At 35.5% G+C, this 23,550-nt stretch carries 24 protein-coding genes and 1 pseudogene; 16 read left to right on the forward strand and 9 right to left on the reverse strand.

What is annotated here, in order from left to right; translation table 11 throughout:
* Nucleotides 1-75: 75 nt before the first annotated feature.
* The 3 genes from ACRX5O_RS16960 to ACRX5O_RS16970 all read right to left on the reverse strand — a co-directional run bounded on the left by ACRX5O_RS16960 (nt 76) and on the right by ACRX5O_RS16970 (nt 3,057).
* Nucleotides 76-849, reverse strand: coding sequence for a GT-D fold domain-containing glycosyltransferase (locus ACRX5O_RS16960; RefSeq protein ID WP_433907013.1), 774 nt, complete (start codon nt 847-849; stop codon nt 76-78).
* A 97-nt stretch (nt 850-946) separates the two neighbouring features.
* The gene (locus ACRX5O_RS16965) at nt 947-1,681 is read right to left on the reverse strand and encodes a GT-D fold domain-containing protein (RefSeq protein WP_433907014.1); all 735 of its coding nucleotides are present in this window, start codon (nt 1,679-1,681) and stop codon (nt 947-949) included.
* 20 nt (nt 1,682-1,701) lie between these two features.
* Nucleotides 1,702-3,057, reverse strand: a complete 1,356-nt coding sequence (locus ACRX5O_RS16970) for a glycosyltransferase family 4 protein (protein WP_433907015.1) — start codon at nt 3,055-3,057, stop codon at nt 1,702-1,704.
* Between the two features lie 274 nt (nt 3,058-3,331).
* On the opposite strand from ACRX5O_RS16970, the gene ACRX5O_RS16975 reads away from it, so the two are divergent.
* The 3 genes from ACRX5O_RS16975 to ACRX5O_RS16985 are packed head-to-tail and all read left to right on the forward strand — an operon-like array spanning nt 3,332 to nt 5,695.
* Entirely contained in the window at nt 3,332-4,120 is a 789-nt protein-coding gene (locus tag ACRX5O_RS16975; protein ID WP_433907016.1) for a glycosyltransferase family 2 protein, read from the forward strand.
* Nucleotides 4,121-4,167: 47 nt separating this feature from the next.
* Complete coding sequence (locus ACRX5O_RS16980) at nt 4,168-4,971, forward strand: glycosyltransferase family 2 protein (protein WP_433907017.1); 804 nt, start codon at nt 4,168-4,170, stop codon at nt 4,969-4,971.
* 1 nt (nt 4,972) lies between these two features.
* On the forward strand, nt 4,973-5,695 hold the full coding sequence (locus ACRX5O_RS16985; protein ID WP_433907018.1) for a glycosyltransferase family 2 protein: 723 nt from the start codon (nt 4,973-4,975) through the stop codon (nt 5,693-5,695).
* 42 nt (nt 5,696-5,737) lie between these two features.
* Here ACRX5O_RS16985 and ACRX5O_RS16990 read toward each other — a convergent pair whose 3' ends face one another.
* From ACRX5O_RS16990 to ACRX5O_RS17000, 3 genes are all read right to left on the reverse strand, one after another.
* On the reverse strand, nt 5,738-6,148 hold the full coding sequence (locus ACRX5O_RS16990; RefSeq protein WP_433907019.1) for a hypothetical protein: 411 nt from the start codon (nt 6,146-6,148) through the stop codon (nt 5,738-5,740).
* A gap of 198 nt (nt 6,149-6,346) precedes the next feature.
* The gene (locus ACRX5O_RS16995) at nt 6,347-6,673 is read right to left on the reverse strand and encodes an ArsR/SmtB family transcription factor (RefSeq protein ID WP_433907064.1); all 327 of its coding nucleotides are present in this window, start codon (nt 6,671-6,673) and stop codon (nt 6,347-6,349) included.
* Nucleotides 6,670-7,086, reverse strand: a complete 417-nt coding sequence (locus ACRX5O_RS17000) for an SRPBCC family protein (protein ID WP_433907020.1) — start codon at nt 7,084-7,086, stop codon at nt 6,670-6,672. The genes ACRX5O_RS16995 and ACRX5O_RS17000 overlap by 4 nt, the downstream gene beginning before the upstream one ends.
* 318 nt (nt 7,087-7,404) lie before the next feature.
* Here ACRX5O_RS17000 and ACRX5O_RS17005 point away from each other — a divergent pair.
* The 4 genes and pseudogenes from ACRX5O_RS17005 to ACRX5O_RS17020 all read left to right on the forward strand — a co-directional run.
* Nucleotides 7,405-7,746 (forward strand): annotated as a pseudogene (locus ACRX5O_RS17005) (ATP-binding protein); the annotation flags it as partial.
* 141 nt (nt 7,747-7,887) lie between these two features.
* Nucleotides 7,888-8,334 (forward strand): MarR family winged helix-turn-helix transcriptional regulator, encoded by a 447-nt coding sequence (locus ACRX5O_RS17010; RefSeq protein ID WP_433907021.1) that lies wholly within the window; start codon nt 7,888-7,890, stop codon nt 8,332-8,334.
* A gap of 59 nt (nt 8,335-8,393) precedes the next feature.
* Nucleotides 8,394-9,272 (forward strand): permease, encoded by an 879-nt coding sequence (locus ACRX5O_RS17015; RefSeq protein WP_433907065.1) that lies wholly within the window; start codon nt 8,394-8,396, stop codon nt 9,270-9,272.
* A 13-nt stretch (nt 9,273-9,285) separates the two neighbouring features.
* Complete coding sequence (locus ACRX5O_RS17020; RefSeq protein WP_433907022.1) at nt 9,286-9,411, forward strand: hypothetical protein; 126 nt, start codon at nt 9,286-9,288, stop codon at nt 9,409-9,411.
* 126 nt (nt 9,412-9,537) lie between these two features.
* On the opposite strand, the gene ACRX5O_RS17025 is transcribed toward ACRX5O_RS17020, so the two are convergent.
* A complete protein-coding gene (locus tag ACRX5O_RS17025) occupies nt 9,538-10,362 on the reverse strand; it encodes a DUF2935 domain-containing protein (protein ID WP_433907023.1) in 825 nt (274 codons plus the stop codon).
* 113 nt (nt 10,363-10,475) lie between these two features.
* Complete coding sequence (locus ACRX5O_RS17030; RefSeq protein ID WP_433907024.1) at nt 10,476-10,940, reverse strand: hypothetical protein; 465 nt, start codon at nt 10,938-10,940, stop codon at nt 10,476-10,478.
* 151 nt (nt 10,941-11,091) lie between these two features.
* On the opposite strand from ACRX5O_RS17030, the gene ACRX5O_RS17035 reads away from it, so the two are divergent.
* The 3 genes from ACRX5O_RS17035 to ACRX5O_RS17045 all read left to right on the forward strand — a co-directional run bounded on the left by ACRX5O_RS17035 (nt 11,092) and on the right by ACRX5O_RS17045 (nt 14,030).
* On the forward strand, nt 11,092-11,721 hold the full coding sequence (locus tag ACRX5O_RS17035; protein ID WP_433907025.1) for a histidine phosphatase family protein: 630 nt from the start codon (nt 11,092-11,094) through the stop codon (nt 11,719-11,721).
* Entirely contained in the window at nt 11,718-12,257 is a 540-nt protein-coding gene (locus tag ACRX5O_RS17040; RefSeq protein ID WP_433907026.1) for a GNAT family N-acetyltransferase, read from the forward strand. The genes ACRX5O_RS17035 and ACRX5O_RS17040 overlap by 4 nt, the downstream gene beginning before the upstream one ends.
* A gap of 369 nt (nt 12,258-12,626) precedes the next feature.
* Complete coding sequence (locus ACRX5O_RS17045) at nt 12,627-14,030, forward strand: glycoside hydrolase family 18 protein (protein WP_433907027.1); 1,404 nt, start codon at nt 12,627-12,629, stop codon at nt 14,028-14,030.
* A 41-nt stretch (nt 14,031-14,071) separates the two neighbouring features.
* Here ACRX5O_RS17045 and ACRX5O_RS17050 read toward each other — a convergent pair whose 3' ends face one another.
* Complete coding sequence (locus ACRX5O_RS17050) at nt 14,072-14,455, reverse strand: GtrA family protein (RefSeq protein ID WP_433907028.1); 384 nt, start codon at nt 14,453-14,455, stop codon at nt 14,072-14,074.
* Between the two features lie 457 nt (nt 14,456-14,912).
* Between ACRX5O_RS17050 and ACRX5O_RS17055 the strand changes: the two genes are divergently transcribed.
* From ACRX5O_RS17055 to ACRX5O_RS17080, 6 genes are all read left to right on the forward strand, one after another.
* Nucleotides 14,913-16,841, forward strand: a complete 1,929-nt coding sequence (locus ACRX5O_RS17055) for an endonuclease MutS2 (RefSeq protein WP_433907029.1) — start codon at nt 14,913-14,915, stop codon at nt 16,839-16,841.
* Nucleotides 16,842-16,900: 59 nt separating this feature from the next.
* Nucleotides 16,901-17,911 carry a DUF3231 family protein gene (locus ACRX5O_RS17060; RefSeq protein WP_433907030.1) on the forward strand — a complete coding sequence of 337 codons (1,011 nt, stop codon included), beginning with the start codon at nt 16,901-16,903 and terminating at the stop codon, nt 17,909-17,911.
* Between the two features lie 97 nt (nt 17,912-18,008).
* Nucleotides 18,009-19,031 carry a zinc-binding alcohol dehydrogenase family protein gene (locus ACRX5O_RS17065; RefSeq protein ID WP_433907031.1) on the forward strand — a complete coding sequence of 341 codons (1,023 nt, stop codon included), beginning with the start codon at nt 18,009-18,011 and terminating at the stop codon, nt 19,029-19,031.
* A gap of 138 nt (nt 19,032-19,169) precedes the next feature.
* Nucleotides 19,170-19,841, forward strand: a complete 672-nt coding sequence (locus tag ACRX5O_RS17070) for a YdcF family protein (protein ID WP_433907032.1) — start codon at nt 19,170-19,172, stop codon at nt 19,839-19,841.
* A gap of 615 nt (nt 19,842-20,456) precedes the next feature.
* The gene (locus ACRX5O_RS17075; RefSeq protein WP_433907033.1) at nt 20,457-21,023 is read left to right on the forward strand and encodes a hypothetical protein; all 567 of its coding nucleotides are present in this window, start codon (nt 20,457-20,459) and stop codon (nt 21,021-21,023) included.
* A 12-nt stretch (nt 21,024-21,035) separates the two neighbouring features.
* A complete protein-coding gene (locus tag ACRX5O_RS17080) occupies nt 21,036-23,384 on the forward strand; it encodes a putative bifunctional diguanylate cyclase/phosphodiesterase (protein ID WP_433907034.1) in 2,349 nt (782 codons plus the stop codon).
* Nucleotides 23,385-23,550: the final 166 nt, after the last annotated feature.

The following is a 23,550-nucleotide window of genomic DNA, read 5'->3' on the forward strand; positions in this document are numbered from 1 at the left end:
TTAGGCACATACCTTATCTTCTTTGAATATTGCTTGAAAATAAAGTTGAATATCATTTAGAGTTTTGGTTATGATTTACATATCCATTAACTTCTTAAGTCCAATTTCTTCATCAAGCCAATATTCACCTTCAATTTCACCTGTTATTAATGATTCCATTCCTTGACCAAGGTCAAATGCAACCTTTCCTCTTTCATTAGCTATATATGAACCTAGAATTATTGCATTCGTACCTGCTGCAAGCAGACAAAGATCAAAATCATAGGAATCTATTTCGTTTTTTACTCCGGGTATATCAGTAAACTGTTTAATTTTTATGGCTCCTACAACATCAAAACCTAACTTTTTCATTAAATTTTTTTCAAGTGAACTTTTGACCTGGTCAGCGTAATTACAGATGATTAAGATTTTCTTTCCTGCAAGCATTTGGTGGAATTTGCTCTGTTGGGAGAACATGATAACACGTCTAATATATGCCTCAAAAACATAGTCAGGAGAAATCTTATAATAATCAAAAACCCTTTTTGTTAGGTTTCCGGCTGTAGGAATATTTAAGTTTAAACCAATAATGTTAGTCTTTTTAACGGCTTCAACAGCCAAATCACGTGCTTGTATATTTGGAAAAATTAGTCCTCGGTGAAAATGTCCTCTGTCTAAGTTGCAATTTGAATTGGCTACAATTGTTTCTGGATCATTCATGATTTCTTCTTCAGATAAAATCGCATATTGTGCCATGACAAATGATTCTGTATAACCTACAGATACAATTGATAGTGGCTGTTTCCTGTTTAAGGCATCGATGATTTTATCCATAAGTTCACTACTTGTTAGTTGAATAGAATGGCCCATTTTTACCTCCCTTTCACAAAATTGTTTGAATCAACCTAAAAAATATGTTCTGTATGTTTTGTAATTTATTAGAGTTTCAATGGTTGGTAAAGTGTCTTTATTCAATCATGTTATCCCGATTTTCCTCAACTAGTTTATCAAAATCAAAAGCTTCTCCGTCAATTATGACATCTAATGCATGACCAAAATCAATAACGACATTATTTGTAGCTTTGGCAAGCTGTTCAGTTAAGATCGTTGCTGGCACTCCAGCAGCTAGAATAGCTATATCCCATTCAGCTTTTTTACTGACTAGTATGTTTTGGAGTGTATTTATCTGATTGATTCCTTCTAGTTGTTTCGTACCTACAATGTTTACACCCATTTTTTCAAATAATGGTTTTGCTTCAAGCGACCTGCGCCCAACTAAAATAACTTTTAATGGACGTAATATGTTCCAAAAATCCATATCCTTTGACATAGGATGTGTGATAAAGGGGGAACAGACGTACTTTGGTTCGTAATCTATCGATGTTAAAAGTCTAATTGTTTCTCTGTGAAAGAAGTCATGTTCTTCTTTTGAAAGAAGTCCAACAACTTGCGTAGATAGTAGAGCCCTAATCACTAATTCTTTAATCTTTTCTGGTTCAGCAGTTGCACCATTGTATTGTGCGCAATAATCTAGTCCTTCTTGGTAAGCAGTTGAGGTTGGCCATAATGAATAATAAATTTCAGCATGACCAAATCGTGCTAACGAAAAAGGATTCTTATTATTGATAGCGTCTTTCATCATCTGTAATACATCTTGTAAACTCAAAAAACGTTGTTCAAACTCAAATTTATTTGATTCCATATAATCACTCCAACGTGTAGCTATTTATCTATAAGTGGATTTATAGTAGCAGAATCAGGAATTTGGTAATTTCTAGGCATGTTTAGTGAATATTTTTTTAATATTCCAAGGTTATCTTTCGCTAGTGGAATTTGTTCTATGGATTTATGAGAGTTATGGAAGGTACTTACTTTGTTATAAACCTCAAGAGTTGAATCGATCATTTTCATATGATGCCAAGCAGTTAAGCCGTAAGTTTTTGCATTTTTAGCTAAATAATTTCGTAATTTATCATCTGAAAGGATTTTTTCTAAGCGATTGCATAGTTCTTCACTGTTATCTCGAGGGTAAAGCAAACCTGTTTCTCCGTGGTCTATCATTTCAGGAATCCCACCAGCATCTGAAGCAACGATTGGTTTCCCAGCTATCTGTGCTTCAATAATTACAAATGGTAAATTTTCAAGCAAACTAGGGAGTACAAAAACATCTACTTTCGTTAATAACGCAGGAACATCGTCTCTTTTTCCTAAAAAGATCACATTATTTTCTAGGTTTTTTCTTTTAACTTCAGTCTTAAGAAAATCCCCAAAGTCATCCCATTTATACGAGTCCCCAATAAATAAACAAATCCAGTCGTTGCGAATTTTCTTTAGTTTTGCCAATGCCTGCAGTAATGAATATTGTCCCTTTTCAAAAATAAGCCTTGCTGAGCATGCGATTATTTTTTTTCCTTTTGGAACTTTGATGTCTGTAAGTGTTGTTTGCTGGCTTTGAAACTCTAAAATATCGATGCCATAAGGAATAACCGTCATTTCTGATTGTATTGAGAAATGTTTCATCTGATCCTTCAACCAGTGTGAGGGGAGAATGGAATGATCGGATGAATTTGGACCAAGAGATTCTAATTGTGAGATATACTTCCATCGTTGACTATTCGTAATTTGAGGATTTTTTTTCATTTCAGCTAGAAAGATTTCTTGAATCAGTGATGAATGAATGGTGCAAACCAATGGTGTATTAATAGCTTTAACATGGGATAAGGCATGAGCTGTCACAACATCTTGTGCGTGAATAAGATCATATGAACTTATACCGAGGTGAAAAGCAGCTATCTCTAGACAATGACGCTTACTTTCTTTCCTAATAATCCAATCATCTATCTCGAATGTATTTTTTTCAAAATATTCTTTTAGTTTCAGATATATTGTTCTTTCTAAAGGATTTTTATTGAAGAATGTTCCTTTTTTTAGAAGATAGTAACAGGTATCATCAGGATGGAGAGCTAAAATATCAACATGATGACCTTGACCTTCTAAGCCTTTGGCAAGTTGCTTAACATAGGTCCATACTCCTCCTGTTAATGGTAAATATGATCCGTATGCCAATAATATTTTCATATGTCAGTACCTTTCTTTTTGCTATTTTCTTGGGCTGTTTACGTAATATATTGTCTCTAAGAAGTTAGATCGATATTGAATATCAGGAACCCTTAGATATAAGGAATATCTTACAACTTTTCAAGGATAGTCTTTTTATTCTATGTAGTTTGAAAGTGGGGGGAACTAACATTCTTTCGATTTTAAGACTTTTTGTTCCTATCGTACTTTTTAACACTCACAAGTTGATCTTGATTTCAATAAAATATGAGTAACTACATTAGGAGGGGTTTTGATGACCGTTAGTCAAGCCACTATTTTAATTCCTTTTTATAATCGTCAGGATTATTTAAGGGAAACATTAGAAACGGTATTTGCTCAAACGTATAAAGATTGGAAATTAATTTTGATTGATGATGGTTCAACAGATAGGAGTATAGAAACGATTAATGATCTTTTAAGTGATCCGAGAATTCAGAATATAAAAAATCATAAAAACTTGGGTAAATCAAAAAGCCTAAATAGAGCATTATCGCTTGTTGATACACCATATATACTAGAATTAGACAGTGATGATTGGTTATTTCCTAACACACTACAGGTATTAATAGAAGAGTTTGAAAATCAGCCTAATGATGTGGCAATTGTAAGTGGGAATTTACAGATGGTCGTGGAAGATAGACAGGGGCGAATTAAAAGGATTATTGAACGGAAAGGAAAAGCCTTTTCTGATAAAATTGAATTCCTTTTTGCTAATCAGGTCGTATGGCCGCGATTTTGTCGTACAAATGCGTTAAAGGAAATAGGTGGTTGGCCAATTGATGATCCATATGAAGGTTGCCATGGAATTGATGATTTACGTTTATTGTTAAGATTGATTGATAGGTACCGATTTCACTGGATTGATCAATGTCTTTACAAATGTCGGGAGCACGAAAACAATTTGTCAAATAAACAACGGAAAAGAACTGCAGAAATTCGTGAATGGGCAATTAGGGATGCTCTGGATAGGTGGGGATATGAACTCGAGCCTGTCTTTTATTATGATGAAGATGGATGGAATTATCTTGTTGATCTTATGTAAAAATGGATGTTATAAGAATGGCTATTCATTTCATGGAGGTGTTTCCGATGTTACCAGAAGTCACGGTATTAGTACCATTCTATAATCGTGAACAGTATCTATGTTATGCATTAGAAAGTGTTTGTAAGCAAACTTATCATAATTGGAAAATGATTTTAATCGATGATGGTTCAACGGATCAATCTGTTCAAAGCGTCGCTCCTTTTTTGAATGATTCCAGAATATCTCTTATCAAATCTCATAAAAACGAAGGTCAATCAAAAAGTTTAAATAAGGGGTTGGATTTAGTCGATACACCTTTTGTTATGACATTAGATAGTGATGATTGGCTTCATCGGGACGCATTAAACATTCTTGTGAATGAGGCTAGGAGTCTACCAGATACTTACGCAGTTGTACATGGAAATATTACGGCAGTTTTTCAAGATAAAAAAGGTACTATTTTAAGGGCGGTTATAAAAAAGGGTCAACAAATTAAAGACCGATATCATTTTGTACTTGGATATCCCAATACATTTATTTGTCCACGATTTTATCGAACCTCTGCTGTAAGAGATGTAGGAGGATGGCCGACGGATGATCCTTATGGGGGAAGATATATAGAGGATTTACCAGTGATGTTACTTCTTGTAGAAAAATATCAATTTCATTATATTGATAGAACATTGTATTATTATCGGCAGCATACGGAAATGTCCACCACAAATATTGAAATTGTTGCAGATAAAATGAAATGGGTAATTAGACAGGCTTTAAAACGATGGGGAGATAGGTATGAACCTATTTTTAAAACCATTGATGATGGTTGGGTTGTTGTAGAGCGATTAATAGAAAAAGACGGTGAAAAATAAAGTGGTTTCAATTATTACTTGTACAGTAAGAGATGAATGTATGGACAATGTATTTGAAAATTATCAAAAACAAGATTACAAGGAAAAAGAATTAATAATCATATTAAACAATGATAGTATGGATGTTGATAAATGGAAAAGACGAGCGGTTTTAGACAGAAACATTATTATTGTTCAGTTACCTCAATATACTAGTCTAGGAGATTGTTTGAACTATGGTGTTGAACGTTCAAAGTATAAAACGATAGCCAAATTCGATGATGATGATTTTTATGGTCCATTTTATATGAATGAGGCTATGAATATGATCAAAAACACTAAAGCTATGGTAGTAGGTAAATCCACGTTCTATATTTATTTTCAGCGAGAAAAGAGCTTATACTTATATAATTGTAATAACGAACAACGTTTTATCTATCCACATAAACATTACTACACAAAGGATTTCTTAGCCGGAGCATCACTCGTAATTAACAAAGATGTTTTCAAATATGTTACATTTCCTAGCCTGAATCTAGGAGAAGATTCCAACTTCCAGCAAGAATGTTTAAAAAATGATATTTCTATGTATTCTACATCGAGACATCATTTTGGATACATTCGCTACCCATATTCTCATTATCATAGTTCAGACGTTAAAGATTATTTGCTAAAAAAAAGAGGTCGACTGGTTTCAAAAGGAAGTGAATTTAAAAATTTACTCACTCAAATCAGCCCTTCATAATTAAAAATGTTAGGCCCACTTACCATGAGCCTAACATTTGTTTTATTTATCAGTTAGCAATTCAACTGTGAAGCTTTCAATGTCTTTACAACGAATTACAGTTAGTCTTTCATTAACTTTTGGAGATAGCATACCAGGCTCAATAATTTTTACGCAGCAATCTTTTACTTCTTTTAATACTCCTTCGATAAAATCCCCTGATTTTGTCTTTATTGAAACCTCTTGGCCTTCAAATTTCTGTAAAAGTTTACATAAGCAGTCATTTTTACAGTCGCATTCATGTTTTTCTTTACATTTATCTTTATCTTTATGTTTATGACTATGGTCTTTTATATCCACTTCAACTTCAACCTCGATTTCTAATTTACAAGGTTTATCTTTATCATCTTCTGGACATTTTTTCATATCAAAATCAACATCAACTTTATAAGGTTTTTTCTTTTTAAAACCCATATTTTTCACCTTCCTCACTATTATATTTGTACTATATTCATACAAAATCAAAAATGTCAGGGCTACTCCCCAGAAATTGGGTTAATATAGAGGATTATCGAATGATTATCCATTTTACGGTATGAAAATGATTTGATTAAACGGACTTTTGAACACAAAAAAAGAGTACATGCATATACGCATATGTACTCTTTTTGGCTATTTTTCCTGTTCTTCAACAAGATATTTAAGCATTGAAAGCTTATTATCCCAGAATTGATCGAAATAGCTTAACCAGTCTTTGATTTCTGTAAAGGTTTCTGGATGAAGCTTGTAAATTTTTTCTCGTCCTGTCTTGGTCATACCGACAAGATTGGATTCAGATAATATTCGGAGATGTTTAGATACCGCTGTTCGAGTGATCGGAAATTGATCGCTGATTGCAGTTACTGATAAATCTTGCTTGGCGAGAAGCATTAAGATTTTTCTTCTTGTTGGGTCAGCAATTGCCTGAAACACATCGTGTTTTTGGACAGCGGACATTATGCCTCAACAACCCCGCGTAGCTTCACATCAACAAGAGGCCCCCATCCGCCATTCATGCGATCGCGAATAACTTGATGCGTTTCATTAGCCAATGGAATAACTTCCTCTGTGTCTCCCCAGCCAGAATGAACAAGGGTAAACTCTGTCTTCTCTTCCAACTCTTTTAACTCAAACGTTACCACCCATCCATCTGTTCCCCAAGAAAATACGAGACGGTGTGGCGGTTCTACCTCTAACACTTTGCATGGACTCGGACCGAACGGAGACTGAATGGTAAACTCACTACCAACTTCTTGTTGAAAGTCATTTGGCATAAACCAAGAAGAAATTCCCTCTGCAGTTGCTACTGCATTCCATACTTTTTGAATTGGTGCTTGAAACACTGTTGTTTTTCGGATATCTTGAACCTTCATTTTTCCCCATCCTTTTAAAATAATATGTAACCAAAAGGTTTCCTGTTGTGATTATACGAAACCTTTTGGTTGCGTGTCAACTATCTTCTATTAAGTACCCTTATTATTTCCAAATCGTTTAAAATAAAGAAAGAGTTAAGTAATTCTTAAGATTTTTAATGGCAGAATGTTAAGATTTAGCGTTTACTATAAAAAGAGAAGAAAGCTGCTAGAAAGTAGGGGGAGAATGAATTCATACAAATGTTAGTCACGATTTGAGAATTCCTTTAACCTCTATCATTAATTACAAAGAAACACGTCACAAATTCACCTACATCAGTGCTAGCTCATGTGGATGTTCAAAAGCTGTGGAGAGTGTTTGACAACCTGATCGGAAATATTCTCAAATATTCCATAGAGCAATCACGTGCATATATATCCGTGGATACCAAGGGGTATGAAGCCATCATTACATTTAAAAATGTATCTAAATATGAACTGAGTGATAATAGTGAAGAACTTTTTGAGCGTTTTAAGCGAGGTGATACGTCACGTCATACAGAAGGAACTGGCCTTGGATTAGCGATCGCCCAATCAATTGTTGATCTTCATGGAGGAAGGCTTTCGATTGACGTGGACGGAGACTTATTTAAAGTAACTATTTCTCTGCCTAAAGAATAAATGTCTTTATGATCAAGAACAGGCAATTTATTTGAGTGCTCAATTAAGCGTGGGTGAACTTCTTTTTAAGAAGTTCTTTTTTAAAAAATAAATAGTTGCATTTTGCAAATAATGTGATATAAATAAAGAGAGGTGAAAATATTGGAAAACTTACGTGATTTATTCCAGGTGTTAACGAGACGATTTGGTATGTTAAATAAAAACTGTTGCTTAGTAGGAGGAATGGAAATTTCCCTCGTCCAGAGTCATATCATCCACGAAATTGACAAGAAAAACAATCCGAGTGTTCAGCAAGTAGCTGACTCACTAGGGATTGATGTGACAACATTTAGTCGACAGATACAGACCTTAACAAAGATGGGTTTAGTAAAAAAACAACAGTTGCCTGAAGACAAAAGAGTATATGTGTTATCCCTAACAACAGAAGGGAAATTTGTTTCTACCTCAATTGATACGGAAATGAACCAATACTTGCAAGAAATATTTTCTCATATGAATGAATTTGAAAAAGACACAGTGATTCGATCCATTAAATTATTAAATGAGGCCATGTCTAAATCCTCGGTATGTTGTAAGCCGTACATATAAGCAGGTAATCTATCTTGCTTATATTTTTTAATAAAATATACTTGCATTTTACAAATAAAATGAGGTGGGGAATTGTGGAAGAATTAGTAAAGAGTTTTTTTAGTATTGCACTAGAATTAACTGTCTTATTTGTAGGGATTTCTTTTTTAATTAACGTCCTACAAGGCTATATCCCTTATGAAAAAATGGAGAAAATGATGGAGCGCAGCCACCCGCTAGTTAGTGCATTGATTGCCCTTGTGTTTGCCTTCGTCACTCCTTTTTGCTCTTGCTCGACCATTCCGGTTGTGGTGAATTTATTAAATAAAAAGGTGCGCTTTGGTACGGTCATGATCTTTTTATTTGCATCTCCCGTATTAGATCCAACAATTTTGACGTTAATGACAGCTACACTCGGTTGGAAGGTAGCCATTGTTTACACATTGTTAACAAGCATTTTATCAGTAGCGATTGGCTTCAGCCTAGAAAAACTTGGTTTTGAGAATCAGGTGAAAAATGTCATTATGACTGGATTTAAAGATCCGAATAAAAAACTAGACTGGAAAGGAGCGCTATTAGAAACCCTTCAGCTCATGAAGACGGTTTATCCATTCTTGCTAATTGGTGCTGCTATTGGGGCAGTTATTCACGGGCTTGTACCGACTGAATGGATCACCGCTTACATGGGGGCTGACGACTGGTGGTTAGTACCGATCGCTGCGATCATTGGAATTCCCTTATATATCCGACTTTCTACTATGATTCCTATTTCACAAGTCATGATATTGAAGGGGATGGCACTCGGCCCTGTCATGGCATTAATGATTAGCTCAGCTGGTGCAAGCTTGCCAGAATTGACCCTACTGAATAGTATTTTTCGAAAAAAGCTTGTTGTGGCGTTTATCGCATCTGTAATGTTGATGTCCACTTTATCGGGTTTTTTATTTTATTTAATATAGGAGGAATGTAAAGATGAACTTATTAAAAAGCTTATTTGGAAAAAAGGATCAAACTTGCTGTGAGGTAAAAATTGTTGAAAAAGTTGAAGTTGAGTCATGTTGTAAAGAAGAAGAGGAAAAAAGAGAAGAGAAAAAATAGGAACTTTCTGCCTCCTGGATTATATTAGGTTTTTTATTAAATTAAGCACTTGAATGTGTTTGCATTAGTGGGAGAGTAAAATTAAAAGTCAGCTCCTTTCAAGTGGATGAATAGGAGCTGACTTTATTACGATCGAAAGGATGGTTTTGATAGTGAGCAAGTAGGATAAGTAATATCAGGTACATAGTACGACAGCTTTTTTAAGAAATAACACACTTCAGGAAAGTGATGTTCAAGAAAACGTAATGTGGACTGATTTAATACTTCCTCATCTTTGTATAACTGGACCATTTTTTCTACTAAACTGGTGAATCCGATAACGGCGATCACAACATCTCTTGCAAATTGGAGTTGTATCGGAAAGCCTTCTGGCGTAAATCGTAAATACCCTTTAATAGCCTCGTTTTTCACAATGAACGACTGGAATATTTGCATGTATTCTCTTGTTTGTGTAACTAGTGCCAGTTCAACCCCATCAAGTGCTCGAGCTAGTAAAGCTGCATGCCCCGCTTGGTCTTCAAGCCATAAATCCATTAAGTCGACAAGTGGTAAGATGGGAGGGGTTTGCCCGTTTACATAAAACCTTAGCATTCGTAAGTATTCTTGGTTTTCCCCTAGTGTTCCATTTAAATAGGTTGGAGTTAAATTCAAGTTCACTTTATTTTCAATGCGTAGGCGCTGAAGATGACCCTCAAAATGAAAATATCCATTGGCAATCGGATAGATTTCTCTGACGAATGTGATCATTTCAGAGGATGAAACAGATGCTGCCGTTGGGAGGCTCGATAGTTTCGAAAGCAAGCCGCGAAATAATTGGATATATTGCTTTGCCGTGTTTACGTACTCGACTTCACTGGGGGATAAGAAATCGTGAATAAAGTGGGCGTGATCTTCTAATACTTCAAGCCAAAAAGCGTGTTCTTCAAAAACCGAAATGGGTTCATAGCTCATGTTCATACCCCCTAACAAAATTAAACTCAGGTATTACAGTTTATGAGTAATGAGAATGGGTAAGAACGATTAATTCCCAAATGAAATAACCCGGGAAAGCACCCGGGTTGGACCTACCTATTTCGTGTTACATATTTTTCGTATATGACTTGAAAACCGTACATCGCCATTGTTTTAAGTAAGAAAATAATGGAAAGTTGAAGTCTATTTAACCGTACAAGAGTCACATATCCCATTTTTCGAAACCCTCGCATCATTCCATAGGTAAATAGTGAATCAACAATGATATTTACAATAAAATATAATTTAAATTTTCCGAAAGTGTATTTTAATATCCAAATGGAACCAACGAAAAATGGTCCAAGAATGAGTGGAAATTCATTAAGTACATTTGGTTTGATATTAGATGGAAACCACCACCATTTTCTTCTCTCTGCAATCATTCCTTCGATTATGAGATATAGTGAGATAAAACTGGCACCCGGAAGAAATCTTTTTACTGTCTTTCCACCAATTAAAGGGAGTGACAACCAAGGGAGTATAAAAAGAAGAGCTATATACAAATTAAATTTCTTCAACGCCATCAGCATCCTTCTTCACTTATAATAATTTAGTGTGGCACAAGAAATGGTAACATATGTGTTTCATTTAGAAAAAATATGAAAAATAATATACAAAAAATGGTATAGTGAAACAAGAAACACTGATTTATCAAGGGAGATTCGTGATATGAAAAAAATATATTTAACACGGCATGGAGAAACAGAATGGAACAAAGCAGGCCGATTACAAGGATGGTGTGACTCTAAGTTAACCGAAAAAGGAGAAAGTGACGCGACCTTATTAGGTCAAAGAATGGACCTTTCACAGATTGATGCGATCTATACGAGTCCGCTTCCGCGAGCTAAGCAAACGACGAATTTAATTAAGCAGGAGACAAATATTCATGTTTATGAAGTGGACGATTTAAAAGAGATTTTTTTAGGTGACTGGGAAGGAAAAACAAAGGAAGAAATTGAAGTGAATCATCAAAAAGAGTTTTCAAATTTCTGGAATGCACCACATCTATATGACCACTCCTTACATAATGCAGAAAGCCTAGAAGCGTTTAAAAAACGTGTTCAAAAAGTTGTTAAGTCTATAGTTGATGAGCCGACTCATCAGTCTGTTCTGATCGTAGCACATGCTGTGGTGTTAAAAGCAGCTATTTCCTTTTTTCTAAGTTCCTCGCCTGAAAGGTTTTGGGATCCTCCTTTTATCCACGGTGGAAGTCTAACTATAGTAAATTGGGATGGTGAACAGTTCCACGTTGAGCTAGTGGGGGATACATCTCATTTAAAGGAGGAACAGCAGGTATGATTAAAGGAAATTCCATATTTATAAGACCGATTGTGCTTGATGATGCGGAGGAATGTCTAGACTTTCAGGTGCGCAATCGATCTTTTTTTGAAGCATTTGCGATGGAACGTCCAAGTGACTTTTATACGATAACGGGACAACAAAACTTAATCGAAAGAAAAATCTCTGCAGCTGAGAATGATACAGATTATTATTTCGGGATTTTTCTACAATCAACAGGAACTCTTATAGGTACAATGCAACTTTTTCAAGTGCTTCGTGGATCCCTCCAAAGTGCGTACATCGGATATTTCTTAGATAAGAAGCATAACGGCAAAGGCTATACAACGGAAGCGGCCAAGCTCTTGGTAACATTCGGATTCGAAGAATTAAAGCTACACCGCATAGAAGCGGGAGTCATTCCGCATAATATCGCCTCCATACGAGTGTTGGAAAAAGCGGGCTTTGAAAAAGAGGGAATCGCTCGGAAAAATGTAAGAATCAACGGAATATGGGAAGACCATCAAGTATTAGCGATTATAAACCCATTGGATTGAATGGATTATTAAACCCCTGTCGGATATGTGTGCTGACAGGGGTTTTTATGGTCTTTAGAGTAATTAGATTGCGTTTAATGCCCGGTGTTTCCAGTTTTTGGTGGAATGTGAGGGCGAAATTTTAGTTTAGTTCCTGTGATTTCCAGAATCTAGTGAAATGGGTGAACTATACCGATATTTAGGACATGCGTTTTTCAAAAACTAGTAGAATGAATGAACAATATAAACAGATATAGCTATATCCCCTCCATATTTTACAAAATCTCCCCTCACTGGAAATACCTTTTTCTCACGAACTCTATTATTCTTACGATATTAAATATACAAGACACTAGTTTGTTAGTGAATTAGAATAATAGGAGGGGAAATATGAGTAAGGGGAAACAGTTCATCTCATTACTAATGACGTTAACGATTGTTTTTAGTATGTTCTTTTCCATGCATACGGAGGCAGCGCCTAATTCAAAGCAAGATACTTCTCAAACTACTTCCAGTGCAGGAGGAAAGGGAAGTAAGAAGAAGGTGACAGATTCACCAGTTGCTGAGGAGCCAGCACCAGCACCAACACCAACAGAAACATCAACAGAAACAGCACCATCAGCACCAACAGATCCAATTCCAACACCAGAACAGGTGACAACGGAGACGTTTTCTTACACAGTAAAGTCGGGTGACACGCTGTATTTGATCGCGAAAACTTATAATACAACTGTTGAAACGATTAAAACATTAAACAATCTAATAACGGATATGATTTATGTTGGACAAGTATTACTAATTCCAATAACTAACGTACAATCACAAGAAGTGGTTAATACGAAGCCTTTGATTTTAGGTTACTACACAAAGTATTGGTCAAATGATTTAACATCCTATCAATCACTTACAGAAAACTATGATATGATCAATTCCATTGCAACTGCGAGTTTAGATGTTAATGCAGATGGAACGATTGCAGGATATTTGCCAACAGAAGCCGTTTCTTTTTCTAATCAAAACAATATCACGACGTACGCCACCATTCAAAACCGATTTGACCCTGCATTGACTAATATTATACTGTCCAATCAAGTACTAAGACAAACCGTTATTCAGAACATGCTAAAACTTGTACAAGACAATCAATACAAGGGAATCAATATAGATTTTGAAAACATGTATGCAGCGGATAGAGCTTTATTCAATCAGTTTTTATCTGAAGTAAGTCAAGTGTTTCGAGCTCAAAATCTCCCGATGATGGTGTCAGTTCCAGCGAAAACGGGTGATTTTCCAACGTGGGCTTGGTCAGGGACGTTTGACTACAATTATATTGGTCAAGTAGCAGACTATGTTCAGATAATGACGTATGATCAACATGGTCAATGGGGAGAGCCTGGTCCTGTATCTGGTCTTAATTGGGTAGAAAATGTACTATCGTTCGCTCGAACTTCCTCTATTCCGTCAAATAAAATTCTTATCGGACTGCCAGCTTATGGTTATGATTGGAATGTGACATTGGGGAGCGGTCATAAAGCCGTAACGTACAAACAAATTAAAGCATTAATTGCTGCTCAGCAACCTGTAATAAAATTTGATACCACATCTCAAAGTCCGTATTTTAATTACGTGGATTCAAATGGTAATTCTCATGTCGTTTGGTTTGAAAACAACGAAAGTATAATTGCAAAAACAAATCTTGTTTCTAAATACGGCCTAGCTGGAGTATCTGTTTGGAGAATGGGGCAAGAGGATCGAACATTTTGGGAAAGCATTTATTCTGTTTTAGGTAGATAATAATAAACAAACGATTTCCTGACAAACAGGAAATCGTTTGTTTATTTAAAACTCCAGTAATGATTCAAGAAAAAGTTTACAAGTGGAATCGTCAATGTGGTAGCAATTTCCCCGATTAAATAATGAAAGGAAAGTACCTGGACGAGTGTATACATGATGATAAAATTCAATGTGAATCCGATAGAGGCTACTATGAAGAAACGTACTAATTTCTGATTTGAAAACTCACCGCCAAAAGTAAACTTCATATTAAGAATGAAAGAAAAAAGAGTCATGATAACAAAAGAAATAATGGAAGAGATTATAGGCTCCTTACCTATTCGCTCTACCAATATAAACATTGAAAGAAAATAGATACAAGTGCAGATGCAGCCAACTAAGCTATACATCATAAATTTTTGAACAATGGGTTTCCTAACAAGCATATAGGCATCCTTTCTAAATGGCTGTTAGTTCTTTTATATCATGTACGATACCGTAATGAAAATATTTTTTCTATAATCATTAACTATTTACATAGTAATTGGATATACTATACAATGGAAATGCAACCCATTATATTTTGATAAGGGAGTATGTTTTATGTTAGGTGTCGTTCTTAACTAATCCAATCAATTGGATACGAGCATTCCGGTTTGTTTTCTAAACTTGAAAATTTCAAGGTTTTAGGAAGCTTATTTATCTATGCCCGCGAATGTAGTTAAGAACAATGGTCAAAAACAAGCATACTATCCTTAGCCGAGAGTGTAGCTGTGTACCACTGTGTAACAGCTTTTTATTTTGGTTAAATAGTCTGAACAGATTGCTTTTTAAAAGGATTCTGTTTTCTTGCCGCGTTGACTCGTTCAACGCGGCTATTTTTATTTTTAGGAGGAAAAAAAGTTGAACAATCATACGTTTGAAACATTGCAATTTGAAGTGATTAAAGAGGAAATTGCTCATTATGCGTTAACCAACCAAGGAAAAGAAAAGGTGTTACAACTCTCACCTTCCTTTCATCTAAAGCAAATCCAATCATGGATGGATGAAGTAACTGAAGCTGTGGAGATCATGAAAAAGAGCTCAAGTGTACCAGTACACGGGCTAGAAGGAATTGATACTTTACTAAATAGTATCAATAAAGGGGTTGCCCTTCGTCCTGATATATTAATGAAGTTTCATGATTTTTTAGATTGCTGTGGGAAAATGAGACGCTTTATGAAAGATAAGGAGTATTTGGCCCCTCGAGTCACAAGCTATATTTACTCCATTGATGAATTGCCTGGATTGGCGGAGGAAATTAATCGCTGTATACGAAACGGCGGTGTGGACGATTACGCAAGTAAGGAATTACTCAAAATTAGGAAACAAATTGCAATACAAGAAGATCGATTAAAAGAAAAACTCCAACAAATCGTTCGCTCATCCAAATTAAAGATCTATTTGCAAGAAAGTGTTATCAGTCAAAGAGATGGAAGATACGTGATACCAGTGAAAAAGGAATATCGTCAAAAATTAAAAGGGGCGGTACTAGATACTTCTGCCTCAGGATCGACGTTATTTATTGAACCTGAAGAAATTTCCACTTATCAAGACCAACTTACCTGGATAAAGATGGATGAAGAAGCAGAAACTCAAAAGATTTTAATGTATCTTACCGGGTTAGTCGAAGAAAAAGAACAGCAAATCCGATTGGCAGTCGAAACAATGGTTCACTATGACTTTTTGTTTGCCAAGGCAAAGTTTAGTCGAGCAATCGATGGGCGAAGTGTATCCATAAACGAATCACACTTTATCGAATTAATTGAAGCAAGACATCCTTTATTAGGTAAGAATGTTGTCCCACTATACTTTAAGCTGGGTTCACCTGAACATGCGCTAGTCATTACAGGTCCTAATACGGGTGGAAAAACCGTCGTTATAAAAACGGTCGGACTCTTAACACTAATGGCCCAAGCAGGTTTACACTTACCGGTTGCAGAAGGCAGTTCAGTGAGTATTTTTCAAAATGTCTTAGTGGATATTGGGGATGGACAGAGTATTTTAGAAAACCTAAGTACCTTTAGTTCACGAATTGTAAATATTATTGACATTTTAAAAGAAGCCAATGATCGTACGTTAGTATTATTGGATGAGTTAGGTTCAGGAACTGATCCCGCTGAAGGAATGGGGCTTGCAACAGCAATTTTGGAGCAACTCTATAAGAAGGGATCAACATTATTAGCAACCACTCATTACAGTGAAATCAAAGAGTTTGCAGATCACCAGGAAGGATTCATTAACGGATCGATGGAATTTGACTTAGACACTCTTCGTCCAACGTATCGTTTGATTATAGGAAAGGGAGGAGAAAGCCAAGCGTTTGCGATTGCGTTAAAGCTAGGCATTCACCCGAAAATCATTGAACGAGCTCATCAGATAACCTATAAAGAAGAAAAGGCGTATCCAGAATCGTATGTATCACTTCAGGAAAAAAGAGAACTCGATAAGCAAATCATTATCAATAAATATCAATCGAGAGAAAAAGTAATGAAAGTATCAAATCCTTCAGTACAAAAGTTTAATCAGGGTGATAATGTCATCGTCTCTCCTGAAAATGTGTTTGGTATTGTGTATAAAGGTCCAGACGAAAAAGGGAACTACATTGTTCAAATAAAAGGAGAAAAGGGATCTTATAACCATAAGCGTTTAACTCTTCATATTGAAGCAAGTGAGTTGTATCCGCCAGATTATGATTTCGATATTATATTTCAAACAAAAGAAAATCGAAAGTTAGATAAAATGTTATCAAAGAGACATATGGAGGGACATAGTATTAATCACGAAAGTTAAACATGATTATTCCTGATTTGGTTAAACTACAGGGAAAGAGAGTCAGGAAGGGAGAAATCATGGAACATACCTATCACAATGTAAAATTAACTGCTCCAGAGGTAGGAAGCTTGTGGATGCAGTATTTAAGTGACAGTTTGTCCAAATGTGTTCTTCGCCATTTTATTTATCATGTAAAGGACGAAGCAATTGGAAAAGTGCTTCGTTATGCCCTTAATTTATCGGAAAATCATCTCGAGAAAATCAAAGAGTTTTTTATAAAAGAAGAGCTTCCGATTCCAGTTGGTTTTACAGACGAGGATGTAAAGGTGGAAGCACCACCTTTATTTACGGATACGTTTTTGATTGTGTACATTCATACCATGTCCATCCATGGGTTGACAAGATATTCAGGTGCAATCGGAACATGTGTTAGAGAGGATGTAAGGAAGTATTTTATTCAGTGTAGTGCAGAAACTACGCAATTGTATGATCAAGCAACGGAAGTGGTGTTGCATAAGGGAATCATCAGTAAACCTCCTACCATGACAAACAAGCATACAGTGGATTATGTGACGAAACAAAGCTTTTTGACAGGGTGGTTTGGAGATCGTCGCCCTATTAATTCAATTGAAATTGGTGGTACGTATATAAATATGCATAAAAACGTGGTAAAAGTCGTTTTAGAAATGGGCTTCAGGCAGGTAACTCAGTTAAAAGAAGTCGAGCAATTTATGACGCGAGCAGAAAAACTTTGTAAGAAACATATGGATATTTTAACTAAAATGCTAACAGACGATAATTTACATGCGCCAAAATCTTATGAACAAGAAGTCACTGATGCAACTGTTGCACCATTTTCAGAAAAGCTTATGGTATACCATATTACAACTCTTCTTTCTGCTGCAATTGGGTATTATGGGGAAGCTTTGTCAATGTGTCAAAGAAGAGATTTATCTGGAAATTATGTAAAGATGATCACAGAAATAGGGTTATTAGCTGAAGATGGTGCGCAATTACTCATTGACTATGGATGGCTCGAACAACCACCAGGAGCTCCAGATCGAGATAAATTAAAAAACGTAAAGTAAGTAGGAGTTGCTCATATAGCAGCTCTTTTTTTAAAGGAAAAAGGGACCATTTATCGAATTATTTATATAGATTTAAAAATAGGAGGAGTAATAAATAATGAAAGCGGTTGGTTTATATAAATACTTACCAATAGATAATGAAGAAAGTCTAATTGATATTCATATAGAAAAACCTTTACCTAAAGGGAAAGACCTTCTTGTACAAATAAAGGCTATATCAGTTAATCCTGTGGATACCAAGGTGCGTTCTCCGAAGGACGTGGTGGAATCAGAGCCGAAAATCATTGGTTGGGATGCATGTGGAGTGGTGGTTGAAGTTGGGGAAGAATGCAAATTGTTTCAACCAGGAGATGAGGTTTTTTATTCGGGAAGTTTGAATAGGCCAGGTGCGTATAGCGAGTATCATTTGGTAGATGAAAGAATTGTCGGAAGAAAGCCTCAAACGCTTTCTTATTCTGAATCAGCTGCTATGCCTTTAACGGCTATCACCGCTTGGGAAGCGTTGTTTGAGCGTCTTGGAATTAATACAACAAATAAAAACGAAAATCGTTCTAAAACCGTCCTGATGATAGGTGGAGCTGGTGGAGTAGGGTCCATTGCCATTCAATTAGCGAAATGGGTAGGATTGCAAGTAATTGCAACTGCCTCTCGTGAAGAAACAGTGATGTGGGTCAAGGATTGTGGTGCTGATTTTGTTATCAACCATTACCGTTCTCTAAGGGATCAACTGGTGAATTTGCACATAAAAAATGTTGATTATATTTTATGCTTAAACGATACGGACCAGCATTGGAAGGCGATGGGGGAGGTTATTAAGCCACAAGGGAAGATTTGTTCCATTGTTGACAATAAGTACCCCATTGAATTGAATACATTAAAAAGCAAAAGCGTCACCTTTGTTTGGGAATTTATGTTTACTAAGGCGATATTTGAAACTGAGGATATGATTTCACAGCATCAGATCTTGAATAAAGTAAGTGAATTGATTGATGAAGGAAGTTTAAAAACAACCCTCAAGGAAACTCTATCACCGATACATGCTAAGAACTTACGCAAGGCTCATGAGATGCTGGAGTCTGGAAAGACAATAGGGAAAATAGTATTAGAATCATTTGAATAAAAGACAGGCGCCTCATGTCACTGCTTTTAAGAAGATAGATGCTTAGTCATGTGAAAACTCCCTTTAATTTTGTTATCATTGTACGATGGTTAGGGATGATATTTTATAAAATTTGTCGTTAGATTAGGAGTTAGATAGGTGAGCTTTGGTGTACTTTTTATCATTGGAAATGTTTTAGCTGTTGTCATTATTAGTCGGTTATTAAAAAATAAACAACTGTCCCGTTCATTTGTTTTTGTTCGAAAATTAATTATTTTTGGTTATGTCTTATTTCTGCTCTCATTTATTAGTGTTGAGGGGCTAATTTTAAAAGAGGCCTATTCTAAGGAAAATTATAATAAGAAAGAAATAGATTATGTTGTTATTCTTGGAGCTGGTTTACGAGGAGAAGAGCCTTCAAAAACTTTGCAAGGAAGATTGGATGCGGGCTTAGAATTTTTGGTAAATAACCGAGAGATCCCAGTCATTGTTTCGGGCGGTCAAGGTCCTGGGGAGACAATTACAGAAGCAGAGGCAATGGGAACATTTTTGGTGGAGAACGGCGTTGAAAAGGGACGAGTGTATTATGAAAGTCTATCCACTGACACGAACGAAAACCTAAAGTTTTCTAGTGAGATGATGACTCAACTTGGTGTGAATAAACCGAAGATTCTTATCATTACGAGTGATTATCACTTGTTTCGAGCAAAGTCTTTAGCAGAGGAATACGGTTTAACTCCTTATGGGCTTGGTGGAGATTCCCCATTTTTTGTGGAGGTAAATTATTATATTCGTGAGTATTTTGGTGTGGTAAAGGATTTCGTTTTGTGAGTTGCATTTGATTTTTATTGGAATTGGATGTTTGTCCTGTACCAATCTTTTCATCCTTAAATACAATATTATGTGTATTAGTTTGAAGGGAGGAGTGACAGAATGTCTTTGTTTATGGAGAAGTTTAACAAAAGGTATAAAGAAGCTGCTAAAGCAGAAAAAACAAAGGATAAAAAGAAAAAAAAGAAAGGTAAAAAAAAGAAATAGGAAAATTTAAATCCAAAAAAATAATTAAGTAGCAATCTAAAATCAATCACCAAGTTTTGAATACATGAAACGTTGGTAATTGATTTTTTTGTCTATTTTCCGAATATGAGTGGAAGGTGCAATTATCCCCAAATTAAAACAGAATAATAAAAATGTTCTAAATAAAACATAATTTTAGGATAATTCCATTGTTCTAGCTATAAATCTAACGTGTTATCCTAATAATTGTTATTCTAATAAAATATTCCTAAAATTAGCTAATTCTAGGAGCAATAATAATTACAATAATCTCAACTTTTCTACTTCCTCATGATACTATTGTAGTAGTATAATATAGGATAAAAGTAATTTATATGTCATAGCAACAAGTTCTGAACCACACAATTATTCGAACTAGTGGAGGATAAGATGTATATAAAAGTTGAGACATTGGCAGATCTTAATACATTTAATGAAATCTGGATGGAGTGTTGGCTTGAGAAGGGCTATATGCTAGATCCGACCTTTGATGAGACAGATCGATTTATTATTCTTGATCAAGAGAATAGAGAAATAGGTACAATTGAGTTCAAATCCTACTTCCCAACGGTGCAAAATTACATTAACACGGTTTTCCCCTTTCACGAGATTGAGATGTTAGAAACAAATCCCATGAAGGTCATTGAAATAGATAAGGTATCTATTTTAAAGGAGTATAGAGGAAAAAATCTCGAAAGATTATTATCGCTGTTTGTTCATTACACAGAATTCTACCAAATGAACTATTGCGTGGTTCTTTTGGAGAGAGTATTCTATAGAGCATTAAGAAATGTGTACAAAATACCTATCGAACCTGTTGGAGATCAAATGTATTACAAAGGTGATTACGTGATACCAGCAATCATTCACTCCCATGAAGTGTACACGAAGAAGGAAGACTATCCATGGATAATTCATTCTAATCAAGTGTTCGAAAGGAAACCGATTTATACTTAAAAGGAGAAAATAATGTTCGCCCTGAAAAACAAAAAGTTTGCTTATCTTTTTATTGCTTTTTTTATCCTTACCAACTTCTTATGGAATTACTTCTTTCAGCATAAGCAAGCTTTTTTGGACTGGGGTGGAGTTACATTCCAAACCATTGCCTGCTTAACATCTTTTGGCTGGCTATTTGCAACGTATAAAAATGACGACGGCAAGGCCAAGAAGTTTTGGCTGTATTTAGGACTAGGAATCTTAAGTTACATTATAGGGATTCTTATTTGGGTGTTTTACGAGTTTATCTTAGGTGTTCATGGGGATACTCTTCTGTTGCCAAAAATCTTTTGGATTGGACAGAACGGGTTTTATTTTGTTGCCCTTTTATACATGATGAACGTTGTGAGAAGTAAGTTACTTACCATACGATTTTCCTTTGATATGTTGATCATCATGGCCGTTGCAACCACATTTAATTGGGTGTTCATTATCGCACCGTTATTAAAAATGAAGGGAAATCCATTTCATCTTGTAGAACTCATGTACCCGATATTAGATCTTGGGGTTTTAGGAGGAGTTATCAGTCTTTTTATTGCTTCAAACTCCGTTTTCAATAAAAAGACTGTATATCTATTAGTAGTAGGATTATTAGTACAAATAATGGCTGATACGATTTTTTCATTTCTAACAGTAAAAAATTTGTACACGGTTGGAAGTATATCAGAGCCATTATGGATCCTATCATTATTTATTCTTGCTTTGGCTGGACTTTATCATGAAGCTCCATCCAATGTGAAAGGCGAGAAAGGATACGAAACTGAAAGTAAGAACAAATTCTTCATTAAGCATAGCTTGCCTTATGTGGGAGTTGTGTTGCTATCATTGTATGTGATATCTCAAATATACCATTCTGCTCCTGTTGTTGTTGGATTGTTTTTAACGATTTTATTAGTGGTTTTAAGGCAACTATTTACCTTGTTAGAAAATGATAAATTGGTGTCTGAATTGAATGATTTAAATGAACAACTCGAGGTAAAGGTTAAAGAAAGAACGGACCGTTTAGTTGAAACGATTAATCAGATGGAGTATTTAGCCTATCATGATGTTGTGACGGGCTTACCCAATAGAAGATTTATTGAAAAGCGGCTTTCAAGAGCGATCAGTAACCATAATGTACGGAGTAAAAAGAAAATCGCTTTCTTATTACTAGATTTAGATCGCTTTAAGCATATCAATGATAGTCTTGGACATTCATACGGGGATTTATTGTTAAAAGAGGTTGGTGATAGATTAAGTTCGAGTCTTAAACCCGATGAGCTAGTGTGCCGCATCGGTGGAGACGAATACGGGATATTACTCGAAAATACCAATGAATTACAAATTGAGAAAATTGCGGAAAAAATTCTTACTGTCCTCCGTAAAACTTACGATATTAGAGGGGAAGAACTATATGTAACACCTAGTATTGGGGTGTCGATTTTCCCAGAACATGGTAACAACTTTGAGTCCCTACTAATGAAGGCTGACACAGCAATGTATAAAGTAAAGGAAGCCGGAAAAAATCACTATAAAATATATCATCCAGAAATGGACATAGAGCCTCAAGTAACAATGGAAAACGCGTTACGAAAAGGGATTGAGCGGAATGAACTAGAGCTTTACTACCAGCCTCAGGTTTCTCTTGAAAACAATAATATTGTTGGTGTAGAGGCGTTGTTGCGTTGGATTAGACCTGATCAAGGGATGGTTCCACCGTGCGAGTTTATCCCTCTGGCAGAGGAAACCGGACTTATCCTTCCTTTAGGAGAATGGGTATTGAAAGAAGCTTGTTTGCAATCTGTGAAATGGGAAGAACAGGGTCTTTTACCGATTCGAATTGCTGTTAATATATCAGCCATCCAATTTCAACAAAATAACTTTATTGAAAAGGTAACCGAGACTTTATTTGAAACGAAAGCAAATCCAGAGAATATTGAACTAGAAATTACGGAAAGTGTGGCTATGGGTTCAATAGAAGAAACACTTTCTAAACTGCACTCTTTAAAGGAAATGGGCTTCCATATTGCTATGGATGATTTTGGTACAGGCTATTCTTCTTTGCAATATTTGAACCAGTATCCTATTGACCATTTGAAGATTGATCGATCGTTTATTTCTTCACTAAATACTAGTGAGAAAAATGTTGCCATTGTTAAATTGATTGTTTTGATGGCTAAAGGATTAAATTACAAGGTGATTGCTGAGGGAGTAGAAGACGATAGTCAAAAGATATTCTTACAATCCATTGAATGCGACGAATATCAAGGTTATCTGTTCAGTCCTCCTTTAAACAAGCTGGATACAGAGTCATTATTGCAGCATCAACTTAATAAAAAATAAAAAAAGAGAAGCATTTCTTCAAGAAGTGCTTTTTTTTGAAAGCTAGTGTCTTATTTTTGAAAAGAGATGAAAGTTTGATTAGAATGATTAAGATAAAGTATATATCCAAGTGGCATAGGTTGTCTAAGGTATACATACATAACTGCATATGGTATTGGAGGATTCA

The sequence above is a fragment of the Robertmurraya mesotrionivorans genome (genome assembly GCF_050971805.1).
In the GTDB taxonomy this organism is placed as follows: Bacteria; Bacillota; Bacilli; order Bacillales; family Cytobacillaceae; genus Robertmurraya_A.

Coding starts and splice junctions, on each gene's coding strand:
- ACRX5O_RS16960 (WP_433907013.1), bottom strand. CDS start 849: ATGGGCCATTCTATTCAACTAACAAGTAGTGAACTTATGGATAAAATC.
- ACRX5O_RS16965 (WP_433907014.1), bottom strand. CDS start 1,681: ATGGAATCAAATAAATTTGAGTTTGAACAACGTTTTTTGAGTTTACAA.
- ACRX5O_RS16970 (WP_433907015.1), bottom strand. CDS start 3,057: ATGAAAATATTATTGGCATACGGATCATATTTACCATTAACAGGAGGA.
- ACRX5O_RS16975 (WP_433907016.1), top strand. CDS start 3,332: ATGACCGTTAGTCAAGCCACTATTTTAATTCCTTTTTATAATCGTCAG.
- ACRX5O_RS16980 (WP_433907017.1), top strand. CDS start 4,168: ATGTTACCAGAAGTCACGGTATTAGTACCATTCTATAATCGTGAACAG.
- ACRX5O_RS16990 (WP_433907019.1), bottom strand. CDS start 6,148: ATGGGTTTTAAAAAGAAAAAACCTTATAAAGTTGATGTTGATTTTGAT.
- ACRX5O_RS17000 (WP_433907020.1), bottom strand. CDS start 7,086: ATGAAGGTTCAAGATATCCGAAAAACAACAGTGTTTCAAGCACCAATT.
- ACRX5O_RS17015 (WP_433907065.1), top strand. CDS start 8,394: ATGAGGTGGGGAATTGTGGAAGAATTAGTAAAGAGTTTTTTTAGTATT.
- ACRX5O_RS17020 (WP_433907022.1), top strand. CDS start 9,286: ATGAACTTATTAAAAAGCTTATTTGGAAAAAAGGATCAAACTTGCTGT.
- ACRX5O_RS17025 (WP_433907023.1), bottom strand. CDS start 10,362: ATGAGCTATGAACCCATTTCGGTTTTTGAAGAACACGCTTTTTGGCTT.
- ACRX5O_RS17035 (WP_433907025.1), top strand. CDS start 11,092: ATGAAAAAAATATATTTAACACGGCATGGAGAAACAGAATGGAACAAA.
- ACRX5O_RS17040 (WP_433907026.1), top strand. CDS start 11,718: ATGATTAAAGGAAATTCCATATTTATAAGACCGATTGTGCTTGATGAT.
- ACRX5O_RS17045 (WP_433907027.1), top strand. CDS start 12,627: ATGAGTAAGGGGAAACAGTTCATCTCATTACTAATGACGTTAACGATT.
- ACRX5O_RS17050 (WP_433907028.1), bottom strand. CDS start 14,455: ATGCTTGTTAGGAAACCCATTGTTCAAAAATTTATGATGTATAGCTTA.
- ACRX5O_RS17060 (WP_433907030.1), top strand. CDS start 16,901: ATGGAACATACCTATCACAATGTAAAATTAACTGCTCCAGAGGTAGGA.
- ACRX5O_RS17065 (WP_433907031.1), top strand. CDS start 18,009: ATGAAAGCGGTTGGTTTATATAAATACTTACCAATAGATAATGAAGAA.
- ACRX5O_RS17075 (WP_433907033.1), top strand. CDS start 20,457: ATGTATATAAAAGTTGAGACATTGGCAGATCTTAATACATTTAATGAA.
- ACRX5O_RS17080 (WP_433907034.1), top strand. CDS start 21,036: ATGTTCGCCCTGAAAAACAAAAAGTTTGCTTATCTTTTTATTGCTTTT.